Raw genomic sequence first — 14,852 nt, forward strand, 5'->3', positions numbered from 1 at the left:
GCCAAGGGCCAGAATCGGCCCAAATTCGCCAAAAAGAGCACATCTACGCCTGCCTCCCCAAAGGACTGTCTCAATACCGTACAGTATTTTATTCGGTTTAGGACAAAAAAATATCCCCGGAAGGATTGCTTCCGGGGATGGATATCATGAGTTGGCCCGCTCTTACTTGGCCGCAGCGTACAGCTTGCTGACCTCGTCCCAGTTGACCAAATTCCAGAAAGCGGAGATGTAGTCAGGTCTTCTGTTTTGGTAGTTCAGGTAGTAAGCATGCTCCCATACGTCCAGACCCAGGATGGGAGTTCCTGGACATTCAGCCACGTCCATCAGGGGGTTGTCCTGATTCGGGGACGAACATACGCAGAGTTCTTTTTTCGCATCGACGCATAGCCAAGCCCAGCCGGAACCAAAACGGGTAGCGCCCGCCTTGTTGAAGGCTTCTTTCAGTGCATCAAAGGAGCCAAATTTGGCATCGATCGCAGCAGCCAAGTCACCGGAAGGAGCACCGCCTCCGTTTGGAGAAAGGATAGTCCAGAAAAAGCTGTGGTTCCAGTGACCACCGCCATTGTTTCTCACCGCAGCGTTGGAACCGGCCACCTTCATCAGCTCCTCGAGGGATTTGCCCTCCAGGTCTGTGCCTGCAATTGCATTGTTGAGGTTGGTGACGTAGGCGTTGTGGTGCTTGCCATGATGGATCTCCATGGTGCGGGCATCGATATGCGGCTCCAGCGCATCAAAAGCATAAGGCAGAGCGGGAAGTGTAAAAGCCATTTTAAAGAAATTTTGAGTTAAACATTAGTTTCAAATGAGTCCGTAAACTACGATTTGTCAACCAGTCTTATCAAGAAAAGGTTCTCCAAGATCGAAAAATGCCTTAATCCCGCAGTTTTTTGAAAAAATCAAGCATCAGTTTTCCCGCTTCCTCCTCCAGCAGCCCGGAAAACACCTTCGTTTTGGGATGAAGCATGGCTGGGTTGCTTTGGCGAAAGCCCCGCTTGGGATCTGACGCGCCAAAATGCACTTCTCCGATCTGAGACCAAAACAAAGCTCCCGCACACATGGGACAAGGTTCTAGCGTGATGTAGATACGACAATCACTCAGATATTTGGCTCCCAGATGGTTGGCAGCCGCGGTGATGGCCAGCATCTCCGCATGGGCAGTGACATCGCCCAGCCGCTCGGTCTGGTTATAGGCTCTGGCGATGACTCGATTTTTGGACACAATGACCGCACCCACGGGTATCTCCCCTTCCTCGAAGGCCAACTTGGCCTGCTTCAGGGCCTCGTTCATGAAATACTCGTGGGTGTACAGTTCCAAAATTATGTCGCGCTATTGGAAGAAGGCGATGATCTCGTCGCGGACGCCTTTGTTGATGATGATCGCCAGGATCAGGGAGACCAGCAAACCCGCCAGTGCCTTCAAGACGTCTTTTCTAGCCAGTCGGAACGCTCTGACCAGCCAGGCGTTTCTCTTCTTGGCCTTGCCGTGCTTGCCCAGCGCTATCGCCAGTTCACGTCCTGCCAGCAAACCGATGAATACCCAGGTGGTACTCATTGGCACGTTGTTGTACATCTTGAAATAGAAGAGGATCACGGCATACACCAAGTCCACGATGGTCGCCGCCCGGACGTCCGTGACGTTTGATTTTTCGTTGACGATCTCCTGGATTTTATCCCCTTTCATGTAGAAGAGGAAGCCCAGTCCTATAAACACGAAGCCAGCGTAGATCGAGAATTCGACGGGATTGAGCTGTCGGGGAAGGAAAACGGCGATGTTGGCGGCATCCTGCATGATCCATACAGACCAGAGGACTCCGGAGGTAATCCACTGCAGGTAGATCCAATAGGACTTAGCCTGTCCCTTGAGGTAGTTTTTGACAAATCGCTCCAGCAAAAACCAAACGATGATCGCCAAAACAAAAGCCAAAATGTAGCCTACAAAGCTCTTGAACATTACGTCCACGATGGTTCCTGCCTTGTAAGTAAACACGTTGAGCAGGAGGAAGGTCGTGGACACCGGCATGCGGAGACGGGTCATGACCAGCAGGACGATAGGCGCTGCCAGCTGGAGAAACACAAAGCTGTCCGGGGCTTTTTCCAAGCCCGGTACGCTCAGGCGCTGGTAGGTGACGTCACCCGAATAGTGAAACCAGCTATAGCCGACCGTGCCCAGCCAAATCAAGCCCATAAAAAGCCAAAGGAGGTACCAAGGGCGCTTGTTGTTGGAGGCGATAAAGGTACCGATGGTCTGGATACTGTCATTGGCGATGGCAGAGTAGGCAGCCAGCGCAAAGCCAAACCACATCGCCGCATAGGTATAGGGAGTAATCAGCCCGGCAATGGAAATCAGGATACAGACGGTGATCAGGAAAGGCCTCTCACTCTTGGTAAAATCAAAAATGGAGTAGGTTTTTTTGGAAAGCTTTTCCTGGTTGATGTTTTGGTCAATTGCTTTTTTCTTGGCCATGATAAGGCTTATGGGAGATCGGCTGCAAAAATAGATAAGTTATTAGCAACCAATGTTAACAAATTGTTAACTAAGAGGAAAACAGATTTTAGGAAGTTTTAAATGGAATGCTTTGCCCAAAAAAACTTTAACTTTTTGCTAAACTTCTAATAAAAATTCTGAGTTTCACACCGGGTCATTTTGCCTGCCAAAAACACCACACCCGGCACAAAATCCTCCTGGGAAGGCCTTCGCAAGTATCTCGAATGGAAGAAATAGCAACCGAAAAATCAGCTGCAACCAAAATCAAAAGCTACTTCATCGTAGTCCTGTCGATCTTGCTGTTCATTTTTGCCATCGATCTGCTGACCGTAGCCATGGGCCGGCTCAACAGTGAGGTGGCCCGGGAAATGATCCAAGCCACCCGCAATCCTTTCATCAGCCTTTTTGTGGGACTGCTGGTGACCGCGCTGATCCAAAGCAGCTCCATGGTCACCGCCAGTATCGTCGCCATCGTCGCCTCGGGCAACATGACCCTGCAGCAGGCCGTGCCCATGGTGCTGGGTGCCAATATCGGGACTACCCTCACCTCCACGCTCGTCTCGTTCACCTTCATCACCAAGAAAAAGGAATTCCGGAGGGCGCTCTCCTCGGGCATCACCCATGACCTCTTCAACATCATGAACGTGATCATCCTCTTTCCGCTGGAGCTGCAGTTTAACCTGCTGTCGAAGGGCTCGGAGAAAATAGCCAAGCTCTTTGCCTCGGGGGACGACTCGGCTGGTGCTTTTGAGTACAACAGGATCTTCACCCGAGAGGCCACCGAGTGGATCGTAGGCCACATCGACATTCCTTTTCTGTCCACCATCCTGGCGGTTTTCCTCGTGTTTTTCTCGATCAAGATCCTCACCACCTCGGTGTACAAGACCTTCGTACTGGATGCGTTTCAGGATATCAGCAAGGCCATTTTCAAAAATACAGGCATTTCCTTTCTGTATGGGGTCTTTTTCACTGCGGCCATCCAGTCCAGCACCGTCACCACTTGTCTGGTCGTACCCCTGGTGGCAAACCGGCGGGTAAGCCTTGCCAAATCTTTCCCCTTCATCATCGGCGCAAACATCGGCACAACCATCACGGCGGTGATCGCCGCCATGTACAAGACCGAAGCGGCCATCGCCCTGGCAGTCGTCCACGTCTTGTTCAATTCCCTGGGGGCGTTGATCTTTCTGCCCTTCCCCGAGATCCGCCGCATTCCGGTGAAGCTCGCGGAGTACATGGGCAGAACCTCCGTCAAGCATCGTGTCTTTGGCTTCGCCTACATCCTGCTGACTTTTTTCATTATCCCATTCCTGCTGATCTACTTTAGCCGAGATTAGGCTTTGTCCTCAGCCGGTAGGCTTCCATGATCACCTTGGCAGAGCTGGTGCCTATGCGGTCGGCTCCCGCGGCGATGAGCTCTAGGGCAAAATCCAGACTTTTGATCCCCCCGCTGGCCTTGATCCCCACTGTGGATGGCAGGGTCTCCCGCATCAGCTGGATGTCTTCGACCTTCGCTCCGCTGGGCGCGTAGCCGGTAGATGTCTTCACGTAGTCCGCCCCAGCATCTTGGCAGATCAGACAAGCCTCACGGATCTGCTCCGCCGAGAGATAGGCCGTTTCGATGATCACCTTGAGCACCCGCTCTTCCGCATGGCACAGCTTTGCCAGCTGGGCGATCTCGATCTTGGGCCAGTTCATGCCCGAGTGGTAGGCCGTCTGGGACCAGACCAAGTCCAGTTCGTCCGCCCCTTGGCGGATCGCCTCCTGTGCCTCGGCCACTTTGGTCGCCGTGTCCTCAAAGCCAAAGGGAAAACCGATCACCGTCACCAGCTGGATATCCTGGTCCTGGAGCTCACGTCGCGCTTTTTTCAGCCAAAAAGAAGGCACACAAACCCCGACAAACTGCTCGTCTATCGCATCTGCGAGCAGGAGGTCCAGATCCTTGGCCGTCATCGTCGGCTTGAGCAGCGTAGATTCCAGATAGCGGTTTAGCTTCACCATAGTAGCTTGTTAGTCTGTGGAATTGACAAAGTCCATCAAATACATATACTCCAGCGTCAGGTCTCCGTCACGGGCGATCGTGGCTCGCTCCAGGATGGGCGCATTTTCTTCCAAAAGGGCAGGGATCACCCAGTGCTGCAGCTGCTTCCCAAACTCCACCGAAGACTCCCTGGCCAGCTCGCAGGGCAGATTGTCTATCGCCATGACCGAGATGCTGGTCTGGCTTCCAAACGCGGGAAGCTCGGCTCCATCCTTCCTGTCCACGTCATAGACCGGATCGGAGATCGTCGAAGACCTCAGGGTAGTGGGGATCGCACCTCCGATGTCACAGGTGATATCCGCGATCACGGACAGCCCGAAATCCGGGGATTGGATGTCCTCGAGGCTGAAGAGACGCGGGGCTCCTGGATTCCAAAAAGCCCCCGCGATCAGGACTTCGCCTGCCTCGGCAAATTTCAGGAAATGGCTCTCGTACTTCTCGGGATGGGTATAAAACTCCTCCCGGTCAAAGCCTCCATCCGATTTGCGGCGGTTGAAGTGCGAGGACTCCAGCACGGTGTACACGGGCTCCTCAAAGTACAGGTGCAAAAAGTCGTGTGCATCTACTTCCATCAGACCAAGGGCATCCAGGATTTCCTTCACGCCCTTTCCCACTCGGCCGGTACCCGTCACCACGATCTTGATGGGCGGCAGCTGTACTTGCTCCAGCTCCGTCCTGAGTCCCTGCAAATCGCTGCACTCCCAAGCCCGCTTGATATCATACAGTCCGGTCTTTTGGCCGTAGGTCCACAGCGCATTATAGGCGCCCACTATCCCGGCCCAGCGCCCAAAGGCGACCACCCGCTGCCCGGCGTCGTCCCGGAGCACCTCGTAATCGATCAGCCGGATGTTCTTTTCCAAGATCGTCCGCAGGAGCTTTCGGTTTCTCGCCTGCTGCTTGATGGTGTGGGAGAAAAAGAAGTAGGTCTTGTCGGCAATCAAGTCCGAAACGGGGACTTCCTTGATGCCAAACAGCCAGTCCGCCTCGGAAATATCCTCCGTCACTGCAATGCCCGCAGCCCGGTATTCCTCGTCCGAAAAACAGCGAAGCTCGCTGGACTCAACCAAAAAACTCAATTTTCCGCTATGGCTCTGCTGCAGCGCCTGCAGCTGTTCCGGTGAAAAGGGAACTCTTCGGTCTGACGGGATTTTGCCTTCGCGGATGATTCCGATTTTCATAAAAGTATCTTTGGGCGGGGGGTTAGCTTAATTGTGGAGACAGAGCCTTGGCTAGCTCTTGCGTTCTTGTCCAAGGTGTCTTACTCCATCCAAGATAAAAAGATTTTTGTAGGGGCGGCAGCCACTCTCGCCGATTGGGCATTAAAAAAGGGGCCTAAGCCCCTTTTTAGTATCAATCTATCCCGAGAAAGTCCACGTCAAACCGAAGGACGGAGTTGGCGGGTATCCTCGCATTGTTCACCTGATCTCGGTAGGCCCAGGGCGAAGGGATGATCAAAACCGCCTTGGATCCCGGCCTCAACCTCGCAAATCCGATATGCCATCCCGTGATCACGTTGCCGAGATTCAGGGCAAAGCTATAAGGACGGTAAGATCTGCCTTCCACATACAGGTCGTTTTCTCGGGCCACACTTTCGATAGAGGTATCAAAGACGCTTCCGTCGGTGATCAGCGAGCCGACGTAGTCGGTGTAGACTATCGTGTTGGTCGTGGGCCTGGTGCCTGCTCCCTCTTCCTGCACGATCACCACCACCCCGCTGGGATCGTGGATCCGATAGAGGCTGTCGATCTCGGCGGTGTCCAAGTAGGCCACGATCTTCACGCTGTCTGCGGCCAGGTTTCCGGCCTCGTCATAGGCGGGACCGATGTTGTAGGGATTGCTTGGCTCGCAGGCAGAGATGCCGATCAGGGCAATGAAAAATAAGAGGATTAGGTTTCGCATTCCTTATTGGTGGTTTGGCCCGTTGGTCACTTCCAACAGCTCAATTTCGAAAATCAACGGACTGTTTGGTGGGATGTTGTTTTGGCCGGAAGAGCCATAGCCCAGATGGGAAGGGAAGATCACCGTCGCCTTTTCCCCCACCCGCATCAGCGAAGTGGCGTATTCGAAGCCGGAGATCAGACCAACTCCCAGCGCAGTCCGCATTGGGGCATAGTTTCTTTGGGAATTGTAGACGCCATTGTCCTTGGCCACCTGCTCGATGGAGCTGTCAAAGACTTTGTTGGTCAGCAGCCTGCCTGTATAGTTGACCTTGACAGTGTCCAATCGAAGGATCTGGTCGTTGACCGTCGGGGCGACCGAAGTTTCCCAAAACATGTAAATCCCGTCAGAAGGCACAGAGAATTCCTTTGCGGTAGGCAATGTGTTGTCCTCCAGATATTCCTCTATGGCCTTGAGGTCATTTTGGAAAATGATCTCTTGGCTCTGATCCGGGTCGATACAGGAGACCAGGGAGACTACTGCCAGAAGCAGGGAAGCGAAAGCGGAAAATCGGTAATTCATGTGTATTGGTTTGTTTTAAGATGTGATGCGACGACTATTTCTGTACGTCGGTCACTTCCACGTCAAAGACAAGGATGGAGTTGCCCGGGATCAGCGCGCCAGCTCCGCTCTCGCCATAAGCCAAAGGAGAAGGAATGATAAACTTCGCCTTGGAGCCCTTCTTCAGCAGCATCAGCCCTTCGTCCCATCCTGGGATCACCTGGCCCATTCCGACATTGACCGGAAGTGGCTCATAAGGTCTGCCTTCGTTGAAGATGTTGTTGGCCTTGGCCAGCTCTGGCAAAGATGTGTCAAACATGGTACCGTCCAGCAGGTAGCCTGCATAGTTCACGTGCATGGTGGTGCCAGGAGTGGTTGCCTCGCCGGTTCCCTCTTTTTCGATGACGTAGTAGAGACCGTTTTCAGTCTTGGACGCAGTCAGTCCCTTCTCCGCTACATAGGCTTCGATAGTTTTTGCTTCTTCCACCAGGAGGTTTTTGGCTCGCTCGGCGCTTTTGGCCTGCTCGGCCATCATCACTTCCTGATAGAAAGCCTGCATTGCGGAGTCGCTTTTCACGTCAAATGCTCCCAGCTTTACCTTGACGATGTCCTCTTCCTTCAGGAAAGGAGGGTGGTTGCCGTTGAAGATGATCTTGGCAGTGGACTGGAAGTTGATGGAGTCGCCCTTTCTGAGGGAAAGGAAGATCTCATCCATGCCGTTTTGTGGCGTGATGGAATCGTTGGCCATCAGGTATCCTGGGAAAGGCTGGTCTACCGTGGTGTAGATCACCGAGTCGGAAGCCGTGGCAATCTCCAGGTTGTAGAGCACAAACTGCCCGTTAGGCGCCTTTTCGGAACCCTCCTTGATATAGGTGTACTCGATGCCGTCCTTTTCCGTAGTCTTGGTTTTCTGGCAAGAAGACATGGTGCTCGCCCCAAACATCAGAACGAGGATGGCCAAAAGGCTTTTTTTGTTTTTCATAAAGTATTAAGTGAATTTTTTGGAGTAAGCTTTTTGAGAGAATCCCTAGTCTGCGGTCAGGGACACGGAGTGAAAGAGTTCATCCTGGTATTTTTCGACGAGGGATTCAAACTGGTCAACGGTTTCCTTCAGGCTAAGGGTGGATTTTCCGCCGGCAGCGTTTTTATGTCCGCCCCCGTTGAAGTGGGCCGCGGCAAACTTGTTGACCGCCACATCGCTGCTGGAGCGAAAAGAGATCTTGATGCCGTCTTCCCGCTCGGAAAACAACGCGGCGAGCTTGATCCCGTCCAAAGATAAAGCATAATTGACCAAACCTTCGGTGTCGCCGGTTTGGCTTTGATATTTTTTAAGATCTTTTTTGCTGATGACGAAATAGGCCATGTGCAGGTCCTCGCGCACGACCAGCCTGCGGGTGATGGCAAAGCCGATAAATTTCAGCCGGTTGACCGAGTTGGAGTCGTAGATCCAGTTGGAGATCTGGGAGGCGTCCGCTCCCTTGTCGATCAGCTCGGCCACCACGAGATGGACGTTTTTGGTGGTGTTGGGATGGCGAAATCCCCCCGTGTCGGTCATGATGCCGGCATAGAGGCATTCGGCGATGTCCTTGTCTATGGCGTCCTTGTCACCCAGCTCGTTGACGATCAGCTCATACACCAGCTCGCAGGTCGCCGCGGCCTGGGTGCTCCAGTACCTGAAGTCGGCAAAATCCTCCGGATCCTGGTGGTGGTCGATGTTCACCACAAAGGCCTCCGACTTGCGGATCAGCTCGCCGAGCTCATTGACCCTACCGAGGACAGAAAAATCCAGGCAAAAGATCAGGTCGGCTTCCTCAAGTCTCTGGGTGGCCACCTTGCGGTCATCCGGCTTGCTAAAATCGAGCACCGAGTCGTTGCCTTTCATCCAGGCCAGGAAGGAGGGATAGTCCGAGGGAGTCACCACCGACACTTCGTGCCCCTTCTTGAGGAGGTAGTTGGCCAAGCCCAGGGAGGAGCCCAAGGCGTCCGCATCGGGCTTCACGTGGGTGGTGATGAATATTTTCTTGGGTGTGGACAGTTCTTTTTTAAACGAGGCTAAAGCTTCCATTAATATCAATTCAGCGGCACTTTTGGCCCTTGTAGCGTGCAAAGGTCACGAATTTTTTGAGAAATCCCAAAGTAGACAGCCCCCTGATCCTAAGCGCCGTAGGCTAGAATTAGTCGTCCTTAGCGATTATTTGAAGGGAAAAACCCTATTTTTGCGGCCGAATTAAACCAAGACAAAACAACATCCCATGGCAAGTAACAGAACATTCACCATGATCAAGCCGGACGCTTTCGAAGCGGGAAACTCAGGCGCTATCCTCAAGATGATCGAAGAAGCAGGCTTCAAGATCGTGGCCATGAAAGCTACCCAGCTCAGCCCAGAGATGGCTGGCAAGTTCTATGAAGTGCACAAGGAAAGACCTTTCTACGGCGATCTCTGCAAGTACATGTCCTCTGGCCCCATCATCGCCGCCATCCTCGAAAAGGACAACGCAGTGGAGGACTTCCGTACCCTGATCGGAGCTACCAACCCAGCCAATGCGGCCGAAGGAACCATCCGTAAGATCTTCGCCAAGTCCATCGAAGCCAACGCCGTTCACGGATCTGACTCCGACGAAAACGCCGCCATCGAGGGCAACTTCTACTTCTCCCAGTTTGAGCGAGTGATCTGATTTTTGGTCAACAGTCGACGGAGGACACCTGTCCGCTGTGGCGGAGTCCTCGGATCAAAGAATCTCAGAAATAAAAAATGCGCCCTTCGAGGCGCATTTTTTATTTGGGTAAGTTTCTGATTTTTTGCCTTTTGTCAAAGGGAAGCAGGTGGGCTACCAGCTCCCGCCGGCCCCGCCACCGCCGAAACCGCCGCCGCCGAAGCCTCCAAATCCACCGCCTCCACCGAAGCCGCCCCCGCCAAAAGAACCACGACCCGAGGAGAAGTCGCCAAACTTGCCGCCGCCGCCCTTGAGCATGTTGGCTAGCATGATGGTCGTCCAGAGGTCTATGCCTCCGCCCCGACCCCCCATGTGGTTGTCGTTGTCATTGCGGTTTTTGATCAACGGGATGATCACAAAAATGATAATGAAGAGCAGAATGATGAAGATCGCGCCGCCATGGTTGCCGTCGGATTCCACATCTTCGGCCTTGTACTCACCAGAGGCCAGCTTGATGATCATGTCCGTGGCCTGATCCAGACCTTGGTAGTAGGCCTCCATTTTGAAGCTGGGAATGATCAGGTTCGTGACGATGCGCTTGGCCAGTGCGTCAGGCACCGCTCCTTCCATTCCGTAGCCAGTGGCGATAAAGACGTTTCTGTCCTCCATCGCTGCGAGGATCAGGATGCCGTTGTCGTTTTTTTCCCCGCCTATGCCCCAGGCCTGGGCCAGCCGCTGGCTGTAGTCCGCGATCTCATAGTCGCCCGTAGACCGCATCATCACGATGGCGATCTGGGTCGAGGTACTGTCATTGTAGGCGACGAGCTTCTGCTCCAGCTTGGCCATCTCCTCGGTCGACAGGGTGCCGGTAAAGTCGGTCACCAAGCGGGGGGGATTGGGCACAGGCGGAAAATCCTGGGCCTGGAGCTGTCCGATCAGCAGGACAAACCAAAGCAGGAGCAGGGGCTTTTTAGCCAAAAGATATGTCATCCGAGAGTTCGTTTACATCCCCATCTTGATCGTAGGGGAAATGCGCCGACAGCTGCTCGCCGGCGAGGTGAATGCCTTCGATGAGGCCCTGGGTAAATTTTCCCTGGCGGAAATGGGAGAGCATCAGCTCCTTGGTGCTTTCCCAAAAACCCTTGGGAACCACGGCATTGATGCCCTTGTCGCCAAGGATGGCAAACTTGTGGTCCAAGACGGCCAGGTAGACCAAGACGCCATTACGGTCTTTGGTCTGGTACATCTTGAGGGTTTCGAAAACCTCCGCCGCGCGGTCGAGGACGTCGCCTCGGCAGTGGTTTTCGATATGAACCTGGATCTCCCCGGAGGTACGGGTCTCAGCCGACTGGATCGCAGCGGTGATCTGGGCCTTTTCCTCCGGGGAAAATAATTTATCAGCCATGGTTAAAACTGTACGGTTGGGGCGTTTTCGGCTCCCTCGGAAGCCTGGAAGGTGCCTTTGGTCTCAAATCCATACCAGCCCGCAAAGATATTGTTTGGGAAGGTCCGGATGTTGGAATTGTAGGATACCACCGACTCGTTGAAGTTTCTTCGGGCCACGGCGATGCGGTTTTCCGTGCCTTCCAGCTGGGCCTGGAGTTCCAGGAAGTTTTGGTTGGCCTTCAGATCGGGATATTTCTCCACGGTCACAAGCAGTCGGCTCAGGGCACCGGAGAGCTGGTCTTGGGCCTGCTGAAACTGCTGCAGGCTCTCGGGAGTCAGATTGGTAGGATCTATCGTCATGGAAGTGGCTTTGGCTCTGGCCTCCACCACGCCGGTGAGGGTCTCCTGCTCAAATTCCGCATAGCCTTTGACCGTGTTGACCAGGTTTGGAATCAGGTCCGCGCGGCGCTGGTACTGAGTTTCCACTTCGGCCCATTGTCCATTGACTTGCTCCTCCGTCTGGACAAACTGGTTGTAGCTGCCCACGGCTTTGGTATAGAGGTAAATGCCTAATACAGCTACAATGGCAATGGGGATGAGAAATTTTTTCATAGTGTGTTGGTTGTGTTTAAAAACGACTTTTTACACGAAATTCCACCGTTGGTGTTTAGATGGCAGCCCAAAGTTATCCAAATAATCGCTTGGAGGGGGAAATATCCGGATTGATTGTCTGCGGCGCCTTTTTCGGCATTTGGGAGAGGTGCCGGACGTCCACTTTGTGGCGCGTCAAATCTGCTTTTTCAGATAGATGCTCACCTTGTAGTCGGAGTATTGGCTGAGGTCATCGCCTATGTATCGCCGCATCTCAAACTCGATCTCCCGCCCCTCTTCCGAGCGCAGCAGCTTGAAGATCTCCGAGAGCTCCCACATGAAGGTGGGGACGCGGTTGATGGAAAGGATCTCGTCAAAGGGCAAGATGCCCGTGCGGTAAGCAGGCGAGTCTTCCCTCACCTCGCTCACGTAGTACCTGGTCTCGTCTATCGGTACTTTCTTGACAATCAACCCGCTCATGTCAAATTCAAAAGGGGCATAAAAATTCTCTCCCTTGCGGATCATGGCCCGCTTCCGCGGATAGTCGAGGATCAAGCGCGTCCTCCCCAAGACCTCGGAACCCAAGCTCCCATGGCGACCTGTGGCGACGATCAGGTCGCTGAAGGTGTTTTTGTCCGGATAGGAAGTAAGCACCTCTTTCAAGACGATCCCGTTGAGATTAAGCGAATTCACGCGGCCAATGAACCCGTACAAAATCCCGCCCAGCGACTGCCCGAGCTGGGATTCGATAAAGACCATCGGCATCTTGATGTCCTCGGTCGTCTCTTGGTTGAGCAGCAGGCCATGGTTTGCCCCGGTGTCGATCAGCAGCTTAGCGTCGAGCTTCGGCCCGTTTTTCTGGTTGACCTTGGCGGAAATATAGGCTTTGCTATCCTCGATGTTCAGCTCAAATTTGCGGTAAAAAGGAGGTTTCCACTTCAGCCCTCCCTCCCTGTAAAAATCCAGAAAGCCCTCGTCATAGTTGATCTTGACGGGATTAAACTTGAAAAACTCATAGCCGATGATCCCATAGACGGGGACGCCGATGACGGATTCCAGTTCGAAAAAATCCTCCTCCAGCACCAGCAGGCTTTGCAGCTCCCCCTGCACGGGACCCATGTCCAGCGTGTTCACCGGCGAGACCTGGGCCATGATCACCGTAGATCCATCCGCTCCCGCGATACTCAGCCTACGGGTATATTCCAGACCCAGCGCATCGCCCAGGGTTTTGCTAAACAGGATATTGGAGCGCACGCCGGTGTCCACCAAAAAATTGATGGCCTCGGAGCCGTTGATAGAGACGGGAAGGATGATCAGGCTGTTGGAAGAGTAGAAGGGCAGCCTCACTTTTCGGGCTTCCTCTTTCATGAAAAAGCCCGGAACTTGTGCCCAACAGGTGGCAGCGGAGAACAGGGTATATAATAAAAGGAGTAGCGCCTTTTTATAAGTCATCTGAGCTGGGTCGTTCTTTTAAAAGTTAAACAGAATTATCATAGCTTCTCCTTTCTTTAACTCAAAATCTACTTCAAAAGGCTGAATTGCACCGCCAAAACCTTGAGTTATAATTTAGATTAAACCCAAATTACCCCCTCCCGCCTTTGCTGGTTTGCCAAAAAAAACGGAATGCTTCATCTTTATTTTCTAATCATGTGAAGCGCATGGCAGATACGGCCCTGATAGAGAAAGCGAAAAAGATTTTTGAAAATTTCCTCGTCAAACAAGGAAGCAGAAAAACGCCCGAGCGGTTTTCCGTCATCGACGAGCTGTATCTCCTACCCGAAGACGAGCACATTGATGTCGAGGGCCTGTTTCTAAAGATGCGAAACAAGGGCTACACCATCAGCCGCGCTACGATCTACAATACCCTCGACCTCCTGGTAGAGAGCGGGTTGGCCGTCAAGCACCAATTCAAGGACAAAGTCGCCCTCTACGAGCAGGCACTGACCTACAAGCACCACGACCACCACGTCTGCAACCAGTGCCGCAAGATCCGGGAGTTTTCCGACCCCAAGATCAACGAGATCAAGGAAGCCATGGGGAAAACCTTCCAATCGGCCATCACCAGCCATTCCCTCGTGCTCTACGGAGACTGCCAGATCGAAAACTGCGAAAGCCTCATCGGCCAGCAGCTCTTCTGAACACCTTCTGGTAAACAGGCTTTCGATAGGCAAACTGCAGCCAAAGCACCGGCAACAACAGGTAGTCCAGGAGGACAAAAGGCGAGTGGAACTCGATCTCGTCCCGGATCTTGGAGCCTATGCCCAGAGAGATCACGCGATGCCGGTGTTTCCATTTTTTCAGGAAAAAAGGCAGCTCCTCCCCTTCATCTACAAAGGAAAACTCCAGCTCGGTCGTCAGCGAATCGGTGATCACGCTCGTCCATTTTTGCCTGAAAGCCAAAAAATCCAGCTCCAAGCTCACCACGTCACCCTTTTCGCAGCCATCAAAGCGCAGGAGCTTCACGGGGGGAAAGGGAGGATTCAGCCGCAGGAACAGCGACTCGTCAAAGCCTGCCTTCACGTCCAGGTAGCCCTGTTCTACACGGGTTTCGATGGCTATTTTCATCAGAAGCTGAGTACAAATAGAAGAAACAACACCAGCCAGATCAGGTCCATAAAGTGCCAATAGACGGTAAAAAGCCTGATCCGCATTTTTTCGTAGGGATTGGTCACGAGGACGAGCTTCCGCACGCCATCCCCCTGGGTCCTGCGCAGCTGCAGCAGCAGGATCAGCGCAAAGACCAATGCACCCAACAGGTGGAAAAGATGGATGCCGGAGAGCACGTACAGGAAGCTCCCGCTGGGCAGTCCGGTGAAGCTGATCCCCATCGCAGCCAGCTCCTGCCATCCGGCAAACTGAAGTACCGTGAACACCACCCCCAACATGAAGGTGTTGCGAAGGGAGGCCTCCAGCCTCGGAATGTCCTCCTCTTGGAAATGGAGGCGCATCTGCGTGGCGGTGTAGCCGGACAGGATGAGCATCAGCGTGGACACCAAAAAGGCCACGGGCACGCGGTGACCCGCCCCGGCCAGCTGATCCATGCCGGAATAGAGAAACGCGACGACCATGAAAACAAAGATCAGCCCACTCCCGATCATCCCGAGATAGAGCAGGGTCTCGTAGGGATGCAGGCTCTCAAGTCGCTGAAGCCAGGTTTTGTGTTCCTTCGTAGGGTGCATAGTTCCAAAACATTTTGGCAGGGCAAGGGTTCAGAAAAATACCAATTACTCGAATTTGAGCTTCGTAAAGGCCAAAAAAA

18 protein-coding genes are annotated in these 14,852 nt (G+C 53.3%); 3 read left to right on the top strand and 15 right to left on the bottom strand.

Features of this window, described 5'->3' with window-relative positions; all coding sequences use genetic code 11:
* Positions 1–162: 162 nt before the first annotated feature.
* From J0A68_RS01420 to J0A68_RS01430, 3 genes are all read right to left on the bottom strand, one after another.
* Complete coding sequence (locus J0A68_RS01420; RefSeq protein WP_206576397.1) at positions 163–768, bottom strand: superoxide dismutase; 606 nt, start codon at positions 766–768, stop codon at positions 163–165.
* Between the two features lie 103 nt (positions 769–871).
* Complete coding sequence (locus J0A68_RS01425) at positions 872–1,315, bottom strand: nucleoside deaminase (protein WP_206576398.1); 444 nt, start codon at positions 1,313–1,315, stop codon at positions 872–874.
* Positions 1,316–1,327: 12 nt separating this feature from the next.
* On the bottom strand, positions 1,328–2,464 hold the full coding sequence (locus J0A68_RS01430) for a hypothetical protein (protein ID WP_206576399.1): 1,137 nt from the start codon (positions 2,462–2,464) through the stop codon (positions 1,328–1,330).
* 245 nt (positions 2,465–2,709) lie between these two features.
* Between J0A68_RS01430 and J0A68_RS01435 the strand changes: the two genes are divergently transcribed.
* Entirely contained in the window at positions 2,710–3,819 is a 1,110-nt protein-coding gene (locus J0A68_RS01435) for a Na/Pi symporter (protein ID WP_206576400.1), read from the top strand.
* Here the strand turns inward: J0A68_RS01435 and deoC are convergent.
* From deoC to J0A68_RS01465, 6 genes are all read right to left on the bottom strand, one after another.
* Entirely contained in the window at positions 3,806–4,483 is a 678-nt protein-coding gene (gene deoC, locus J0A68_RS01440) for a deoxyribose-phosphate aldolase (RefSeq protein WP_206576401.1), read from the bottom strand. The two genes, J0A68_RS01435 and deoC, sit on opposite strands and share 14 nt — an antisense overlap.
* A gap of 9 nt (positions 4,484–4,492) precedes the next feature.
* Positions 4,493–5,701 (bottom strand): NAD(P)-dependent oxidoreductase, encoded by a 1,209-nt coding sequence (locus J0A68_RS01445; protein ID WP_206576402.1) that lies wholly within the window; start codon positions 5,699–5,701, stop codon positions 4,493–4,495.
* A gap of 172 nt (positions 5,702–5,873) precedes the next feature.
* Positions 5,874–6,422, bottom strand: a complete 549-nt coding sequence (locus J0A68_RS01450) for an FKBP-type peptidyl-prolyl cis-trans isomerase (protein WP_206576403.1) — start codon at positions 6,420–6,422, stop codon at positions 5,874–5,876.
* 3 nt (positions 6,423–6,425) lie between these two features.
* Positions 6,426–6,983, bottom strand: a complete 558-nt coding sequence (locus J0A68_RS01455; RefSeq protein ID WP_206576404.1) for an FKBP-type peptidyl-prolyl cis-trans isomerase — start codon at positions 6,981–6,983, stop codon at positions 6,426–6,428.
* Positions 6,984–7,017: 34 nt separating this feature from the next.
* Positions 7,018–7,944, bottom strand: coding sequence for an FKBP-type peptidyl-prolyl cis-trans isomerase (locus J0A68_RS01460; protein WP_206576405.1), 927 nt, complete (start codon positions 7,942–7,944; stop codon positions 7,018–7,020).
* A 45-nt stretch (positions 7,945–7,989) separates the two neighbouring features.
* Complete coding sequence (locus tag J0A68_RS01465) at positions 7,990–9,027, bottom strand: DHH family phosphoesterase (protein ID WP_206576406.1); 1,038 nt, start codon at positions 9,025–9,027, stop codon at positions 7,990–7,992.
* Positions 9,028–9,214: 187 nt separating this feature from the next.
* Here J0A68_RS01465 and J0A68_RS01470 point away from each other — a divergent pair, with 187 nt between their 5' ends.
* Positions 9,215–9,637 (top strand): nucleoside-diphosphate kinase, encoded by a 423-nt coding sequence (locus tag J0A68_RS01470; protein WP_206576407.1) that lies wholly within the window; start codon positions 9,215–9,217, stop codon positions 9,635–9,637.
* A 153-nt stretch (positions 9,638–9,790) separates the two neighbouring features.
* Here the strand turns inward: J0A68_RS01470 and J0A68_RS01475 are convergent, their stop codons facing one another.
* The 4 genes from J0A68_RS01475 to J0A68_RS01490 form a co-directional block, all read right to left on the bottom strand.
* On the bottom strand, positions 9,791–10,606 hold the full coding sequence (locus tag J0A68_RS01475) for a TPM domain-containing protein (protein WP_206576408.1): 816 nt from the start codon (positions 10,604–10,606) through the stop codon (positions 9,791–9,793).
* A complete protein-coding gene (locus tag J0A68_RS01480; protein ID WP_206576409.1) occupies positions 10,587–11,021 on the bottom strand; it encodes a TPM domain-containing protein in 435 nt (144 codons plus the stop codon). Before J0A68_RS01480 ends, J0A68_RS01475 begins: the two co-directional genes overlap by 20 nt.
* A 2-nt stretch (positions 11,022–11,023) precedes the next feature.
* Positions 11,024–11,614: a LemA family protein gene (locus J0A68_RS01485; protein ID WP_206576410.1), complete on the bottom strand. Its 591-nt coding sequence runs from the start codon at positions 11,612–11,614 to the stop codon at positions 11,024–11,026.
* A 174-nt stretch (positions 11,615–11,788) separates the two neighbouring features.
* Entirely contained in the window at positions 11,789–13,045 is a 1,257-nt protein-coding gene (locus J0A68_RS01490; RefSeq protein ID WP_206576411.1) for a pepsin/retropepsin-like aspartic protease family protein, read from the bottom strand.
* A gap of 206 nt (positions 13,046–13,251) precedes the next feature.
* Here J0A68_RS01490 and J0A68_RS01495 point away from each other — a divergent pair, with 206 nt between their 5' ends.
* A complete protein-coding gene (locus tag J0A68_RS01495) occupies positions 13,252–13,731 on the top strand; it encodes a Fur family transcriptional regulator (RefSeq protein ID WP_206576412.1) in 480 nt (159 codons plus the stop codon).
* On the opposite strand, the gene J0A68_RS01500 is transcribed toward J0A68_RS01495, so the two are convergent.
* On the bottom strand, positions 13,709–14,158 hold the full coding sequence (locus J0A68_RS01500; protein ID WP_206576413.1) for an SRPBCC family protein: 450 nt from the start codon (positions 14,156–14,158) through the stop codon (positions 13,709–13,711). The two genes, J0A68_RS01495 and J0A68_RS01500, sit on opposite strands and share 23 nt — an antisense overlap.
* The gene (locus tag J0A68_RS01505; protein ID WP_206576414.1) at positions 14,158–14,772 is read right to left on the bottom strand and encodes a cytochrome c oxidase subunit 3; all 615 of its coding nucleotides are present in this window, start codon (positions 14,770–14,772) and stop codon (positions 14,158–14,160) included. The genes J0A68_RS01500 and J0A68_RS01505 overlap by 1 nt, the downstream gene beginning before the upstream one ends.
* Positions 14,773–14,852: the final 80 nt, after the last annotated feature.

This window comes from Algoriphagus oliviformis, from assembly GCF_017254915.1.
Lineage (GTDB): Bacteria > Bacteroidota > Bacteroidia > Cytophagales > Cyclobacteriaceae > Algoriphagus > Algoriphagus oliviformis.